Below are 6,299 nucleotides of genomic sequence, written 5' to 3'. Positions count from 1 at the left end.
GTGGGAGTGCAGGAAACCTGCACTCCCACACTCCGGTCAGCCGGTGGGCGGGTGCAGGGCCAGCCACAGCTCGGCGCGGACGCCGGGGGAGTCCAGGTCGCGGCCGAGCAGCTCCTGCACCCGGTGGATGCGCTTGCGCAGCGTGTGCCGGTGGACGCCGAGGTGGGCGGCGGCGGGCTCCCACTGGCCGTGGGCGGCCAGCCACGCCCGCAGCGACTCGACGAGCTCGCCGGGCCCGGCCCGGTCGGCGGCGACCAGGGGGGCCAGCGCGGCCTCGGCGAACGCGGTGGTGGCCTCGCGGTCGAGCAGCGCGGCCAGGCCCCGGCCGGCGAGGTCGGCGAAGGCGGTGACCGGCCGGCCCGTCGCCCGCCCGTGCTCGGCGGCCTGCCGGGCCTGCCGCACGCCCTCGGCCAGCCGGCCCCACGGGGCGGGCGGCGCGGTCCCGACGACGGCTCCCGGCACCCGCTCGGGCAGGACGGCCAGCCGCCGGTCCAGCGGCCCGTCGGCGGCGACCAGGACGACGAGGGCGTCGTCCAGTTCCGCGGAGAACACCGGCTCCCGGTCCTGCGCTGCGGCGTCGGCGGCCACGTCGACGGCGGCGGCCCGCTGCTCGGCGCTGCCGAGCACGGCGAGCGGGCGCACCGGCTCGGTCGGCAGCCGGTCGCCGAGCGCGGCGACGGCCGGGGCGACCGCCGCCTCTTCCCCGGCGAGCAGCAGCCGCAGCAGCGCGGCCCGCAGCGCGGCGGTGGCGCTGTCGAGCGCCCGGGACTGCTCCAGCCGCAGGGTCAGCAGCAGTGCGGCGGCGTTGACGACGTGCCGGTCGGCGGCGGGGAACGGCCCGGGGCGCCCGACGGCGAGGAACCCGCGGGTGCGCGTGCCGGTGCCCAGCGACTGCAGCAGCACCGTCTCGTCGGGGCGGGTGAGCGCCGCACCGGCCGGGGGACGGGTCCCGCGCAGCCGGTCGAGGGCCGGGGCCAGCGCGCCGGCGCGGGACCGGGCCGCGGGCGGCGCCGCCTCCAGCGGCGTCCCGACGGCGTCGACGAGCAGCGCCCACCCGCCGAGGTGCCGGGCGAGCCGGTCGACGACGGTGGCCGGCGCCCCGGGGGCGACCGCGGCGCGGGTGAGCTCCTGCTGGACCGCCGAGGTCCGCGTGACCGCCGCGTACTCCTCCGCCGCCAGCGCGCTGGAGACCGCGCGCGACAGCGCGATGAACGGCGTCTGCCGGGGCACCTCCAGGACGGCGAGACCGTGCGCGTCGGCCGCGGTGACCAGCTCCTCCGGCACCGCGGGCAGGCTCAGGCCGGTGCCCAGCCCGAGGGCGACCACGCCCGCTCCGGCCAGCCGCCGCACGTAGTCCCGCTGACCCGCCGCGTCGGCCGGGAGCGCCAGGCCCGTGCTGAGCAGCAGCTCGCCGCCCTCGAGGAACGGGGTGGGGTCCACCAGCTCGCTGACGTGCACCCAGGCGAGGGGCCGGTCCACCGCGGCGGCGCGGGTGTGCAGCGTCAGCTCCAGGGAGGCGGTGCCCAGCAGCGTCGCGACGGTGACCGGCACGGCAGACCTCTCGACGGTGTGGACACCAGGACGCCTTCGGGACGCCGCAGTGGACGGTACCGACGGCGCCCCCGGGAGCCCACGCTGGACGCCGGATGCCGCCCCGACGGGGTGGCCGGGCTGCGAGGAGCTGGAGATGACCGACGTGCTCACCGGAACCGATCCCGTCGCGCAGGAGCGGCGGCTGGTCACCGAGGTGCCCGGCCCCCGGTCGCGGGAACTGGCCGCCCGCCGGGCGGACGCGGTCACCTCCGCCGTGGGCAGCGTCCTGCCGGTCTACGTCGAGCGCGCCGGCGGCGGCGTGGTCGTCGACGTCGACGGCAACTCCCTCATCGACCTGGGCTCGGGGATCGCCGTCACCAGCGTCGGGCACGCCTCCCCGGAGGTCGTCGCCGCGGTGCAGGCACAGGTCGCCGCCTTCACCCACACCTGCTTCATGGTCGGGCCGTACGAGGGCTACGTCGCCGTCTGCGAGGAACTGGCCCGGCTCACCCCCGGCGACCACGAGAAGCGCTCGGCGCTGTTCAACTCCGGCGCCGAGGCCGTGGAGAACGCGGTCAAGGTGGCCCGGGTGGCCACCCGCCGCTCGGCCGTCGTCGTGTTCGACCACGCCTACCACGGCCGCACCAACCTCACGATGGCGCTGACCGCCAAGAACATGCCCTACAAGCACGGGTTCGGGCCGTTCGCCGGCGAGGTGTACCGGGTGCCGATGTCCTACCCGTTCCGCGACGAGCCGGGCATGACCGGGGAGCAGGCCGCCGCCCGCGCGATCTCGCTGATCGAGTCGCAGGTCGGCGCGGACAACGTCGCCGCCGTGCTGATCGAGCCGATCCAGGGCGAGGGCGGCTTCGTCGTCCCGGCGCCGGGCTTCCTGCCGGCCCTGGCCGACTGGTGCGCCCGCTCGGGCGCGGTGTTCATCGCCGACGAGGTGCAGACCGGCTTCTGCCGCACCGGCGCCTGGTTCGCCTCCGAGCACGAGGGCGTCGTCCCGGACCTGGTCACCACGGCCAAGGGCATCGCCGGCGGCATGCCGCTGGCCGGGCTGACCGGCCGCGCCGAGCTGCTCGACGCCGTCCACACCGGCGGCCTCGGCGGCACCTACGGCGGCAACCCGGTCGCCTGCGCCGCCGCGCTGGCCACCATCCGGACCATGCAGGAGCAGGACCTCGCCGGGGCCGCCCGCGCCATCGAGGCCACCATGCTGCCCCGGCTGCGGGCGCTGCAGGAGCGCACCGGCGTGATCGGCGACGTGCGCGGCCGCGGCGCGATGATCGCCGTCGAGCTGGTGGAGCCCGGCACGACCACGCCCGACGCGGCACTGACCACCGCGATCTCCCGGGCCTGCCACGCGCAGGGGGTCATCACCCTGACCGCCGGCACCTTCGGCAACGTGCTGCGGTTCCTGCCCCCGCTGGTCATCGGGCAGGACCTGCTGACCGAGGCGCTCGACGTCCTCGACGCGGTGTTCGACGAGCACGTCCCGGGCCGGTGAGCGCCCCGGTGGCCGGCCGCCGGATGACAGACCCGGGAGCATCGCAGCGAGCGCCGGCGAGCGAGGAGCGGACCGGGTCGCGGAAGCCGGCCGATGGACACCGCCGGCGGCTGACCCTGCGGCCGGAGCCGGGCCGGTCCGGCGACCGCGTCCAGGGCCTGGTCACCTGGCCCGGCGACCGGCCACTGCTGGCCGACGTCGTGCCGGTCCTCGACCGGCTCGGGGTGCGGGTGGCCGACGCCGTCGCCGTCGCGGGGGACGACGGCGCCCCGGCGTCCCGGCTGGAGCTTCTGCTCCCGCCCGGCAGCGCCGCCGCGGCGGCGCTGCCCCGGCTGGAGCAGGCGCTGGCCGCGGCCTGGGCGGGGGAGACCGAGCTGGACGGGCTGTCCCGGCTCACCGTGGGGACGGGGCTGCCGGTCGGGGACGTCGCCGTGCTCCGCGCGGCCTGCCGCTACCTGGCGCAGGTCGGCCTGGGGCTGTCCCGCGGCTACGTCGAGGAGACGGTGCTCGCCGCCCCGGGCTTCGCCCGCGCGCTGCTGGCGCACTTCGCCGCCCGCCACGCCCCGGACGCCGTCGACCCCGCGGCCGCCGCGTCGGCCGCCGCGCACCTCGCCGAGCTGCTCACCCGCACGACCAGCCTCGACCAGGACCGCATCCTGCGGGGCCTGCGCGACGTGCTCGCCGCCGTGGTGCGCACCAACCGCTACCAGGTGGACGCCGAGGGCGCGCCCCGGCCGGCGCTGGCGCTGAAGATCGCCTCCCGCGACCTGGACCTGCTGCCCGCGCCGCGGCCGGAGGTGGAGACCTTCGTGTGCGCGCCGACGATGGAGGGGCTGCACCTGCGCGGCGCCCGGGTCGCCCGCGGCGGGCTGCGCTGGTCGGAGCGGCCCGAGGACTTCCGCACCGAGGTGCTCGGCCTGGTCAAGGCCCAGATGGTGAAGAACGCCGTCATCGTGCCCGCGGGGGCCAAGGGCGCGTTCGTCGTCCGCGGCGACCTGCGCGGGCTGGACCGCGCACAGGTGCAGGAGCGCGTGGCCGAGGCCTACCGCACCTTCGTCGGCGCCCTGCTCGACGTCACCGACGACCGCGACGGCGACCGGGTGGTGCACCCGGCCCGCACCGTGGTGCACGACGGGCCCGACCCCTACCTGGTCGTGGCCGCCGACAAGGGGACGGCGAGCTTCTCCGACCTGGCCAACGAGGTGGCCGAGCGCCGCGGCTTCTGGCTGGGCGACGCGTTCGCCTCCGGCGGCTCGACCGGCTACGACCACAAGGCCATGGGCATCACCGCCCGCGGCGCGTGGGTGTCGGTGCGCCGCCACCTGCGCGAGCTCGGCGTCGACCCGGACGGGGAGCTGACCGTCGTCGGGATCGGCGACATGTCCGGCGACGTGTTCGGCAACGGCATGCTGCTGTCCGACCGGCTGCGGGTGGTGGCCGCCTTCGACCACCGGCACGTGTTCCTCGACCCGGACCCCGACCCGGCCCGGTCCGCGGCCGAGCGCCGCCGGTTGTTCGGCCTGGCCGGCTCGTCGTGGGACGACTACGACCGCGCCGTCCTCTCCTCGGGCGGGGGCGTGTTCCGGCGGGACGCCAAGAGCGTGCCGCTGTCCCCGCAGGTGCGGGCCCGGCTCGGCGTGGACGCCGAGGCGCTGTCCCCGGCCGAGGTGGTCCGGGCGGTGCTTCGGGCGCCGGTCGACCTGCTGTGGAACGGCGGCATCGGCACCTACGTCCGGGCCGACGACGAGACCGACGCGCAGGTCGGCGACCGCGCCAACGACGCGGTGCGGGTGACCGCCGGGGAGCTGCGCTGCCGGGTCGTCGGCGAGGGCGGCAACCTGGGCCTGACCCAGCGCGCCCGGGTGGCCGCCGCGCGGCGCGGGGTCGCGCTGAACACCGACTTCATCGACAACTCCGCCGGGGTCGACACCTCCGACCGCGAGGTCAACCTCAAGATCCTGCTGGCGGGGGTGCCGCGCGCCGACCGGGACGCGGCGCTGCGCGAGGTGGCGGACGAGGTGGCCGCCGCGGTGCTGGCCGACAACGCGCTGCAGGCCCGGGCGCTGTCGGTCTGCGCGGCGCAGGCCCCCTTCCTGCTCGACCGGCACGCCCGGCTGATCAGCGACCTGGAGCGGCAGGCCGGCCTCGACCGCGGCCTCGAGCAGCTGCCGGGCGAGGCCGAGATCGAGCGGCTGCGCCGGTCCGGGTCCGGGCTGACCCGTCCGGAGGCGGCGGTGCTGCTGGCGCACTCGAAGAACCTGGTGCGCGAGGAGCTGCTGGCCGGCGACCTGCCCGACGACCCGTCGCTGGCCGGGGTGCTGTCGGCCTACTTCCCCCGGGCGGTGCGCGAGCGCTGGCCCGACCGGGTGGCCGGCCACCCGCTGGCGCGGGAGATCACCGCGACCCAGCTGGCCAACGACCTGGTCAACCGGGTGGGCCCGGGCTTCCTGCTGCGGCTGGAGGAGCGGCACGGCGTCCCGACCGCGGTCGCCGCGCGCGCCTACACGGTGGCCACGCGGGTGCTGGCGCTCGACCCGGTGTGGGCCCTCGTCGACGGCCTCGTCGGGGGTGAGGTGCCGCTGGCGGTGGAGCGGCTGGCGCTGCCCGAGCTGCAGGCGGCGACCGAGCGCACCGCCGACCGGCTGCTGCGGGCGCACCCCGACCCGGCGCGGCTGACCGCCTCGGCACCCGCGCTGGCCGCCGTCGTCGCCGAGCTCCCGCCGGCCACCTGGCTGGACCGGCCCGGCGTCGAGGGCGACCGCGCCCGCGCGCTGCGGGCGGAGCTGGCCGCGGCCGGGGCGCCGCCGGAGCTCGCCGAGCGGGTCGCCGTCCTGGGCGCCCAGGCCGAGCTGGTCGACCTCGCCGCGCTCACCCGCGACACGGGGTCGGGGATCGGCGAGGTCGTGGCGGCGCACGCGGCGGTGGGCGAGCTGCTCGAGCTGCCGCGGCTGCGCGGCTGGACGGCGGAGCAGCCGGGGGACTCGCACTGGGTGGTCGCCGCCCGGGCCGCGCTGCGCGACGAGCTCGACCGGCACCGGGTCGCGCTGGCCGGTGCGCTGCTGCGCGACGCGGACGGCGACGTCCAGCGGTTCGCCGAGCGGCACGCCCCCGCGCTGGCCCGGTTCCGGGCCGTGTGCGAGCAGGCCGCCGCGGCGCGGGACGACGTCGTGGCCCGCGGCTGCGTGGTCACCGCGGAGCTGCGCCGGCTGGTCGAGACGGTCGACTGACGAGCTGACCGGCCGGGAGTGGCCCC

3 protein-coding genes are annotated in these 6,299 nt (G+C 78.0%); 2 read left to right on the top strand and 1 reads right to left on the bottom strand.

The features are described from left to right. Positions 1–36 precede the first annotated feature (36 nt). Positions 37–1,551: a PucR family transcriptional regulator gene (locus tag ACI79D_RS11090; protein ID WP_456918462.1), complete on the bottom strand. Its 1,515-nt coding sequence runs from the start codon at positions 1,549–1,551 to the stop codon at positions 37–39. A 136-nt stretch (positions 1,552–1,687) separates the two neighbouring features. Here ACI79D_RS11090 and gabT point away from each other — a divergent pair, with 136 nt between their 5' ends. After that, positions 1,688–3,046: a 4-aminobutyrate--2-oxoglutarate transaminase gene (gene gabT / locus ACI79D_RS11085; RefSeq protein WP_456918461.1), complete on the top strand. Its 1,359-nt coding sequence runs from the start codon at positions 1,688–1,690 to the stop codon at positions 3,044–3,046. After that, positions 3,043–6,273 carry an NAD-glutamate dehydrogenase domain-containing protein gene (locus ACI79D_RS11080; RefSeq protein ID WP_456918460.1) on the top strand — a complete coding sequence of 1,077 codons (3,231 nt, stop codon included), beginning with the start codon at positions 3,043–3,045 and terminating at the stop codon, positions 6,271–6,273. The genes gabT and ACI79D_RS11080 overlap by 4 nt, the downstream gene beginning before the upstream one ends. Positions 6,274–6,299: the final 26 nt, after the last annotated feature.

Source organism: Geodermatophilus sp. SYSU D00708 (assembly GCF_054050115.1).
This window is presented reverse-complemented; position numbering and strand designations above follow the sequence as displayed.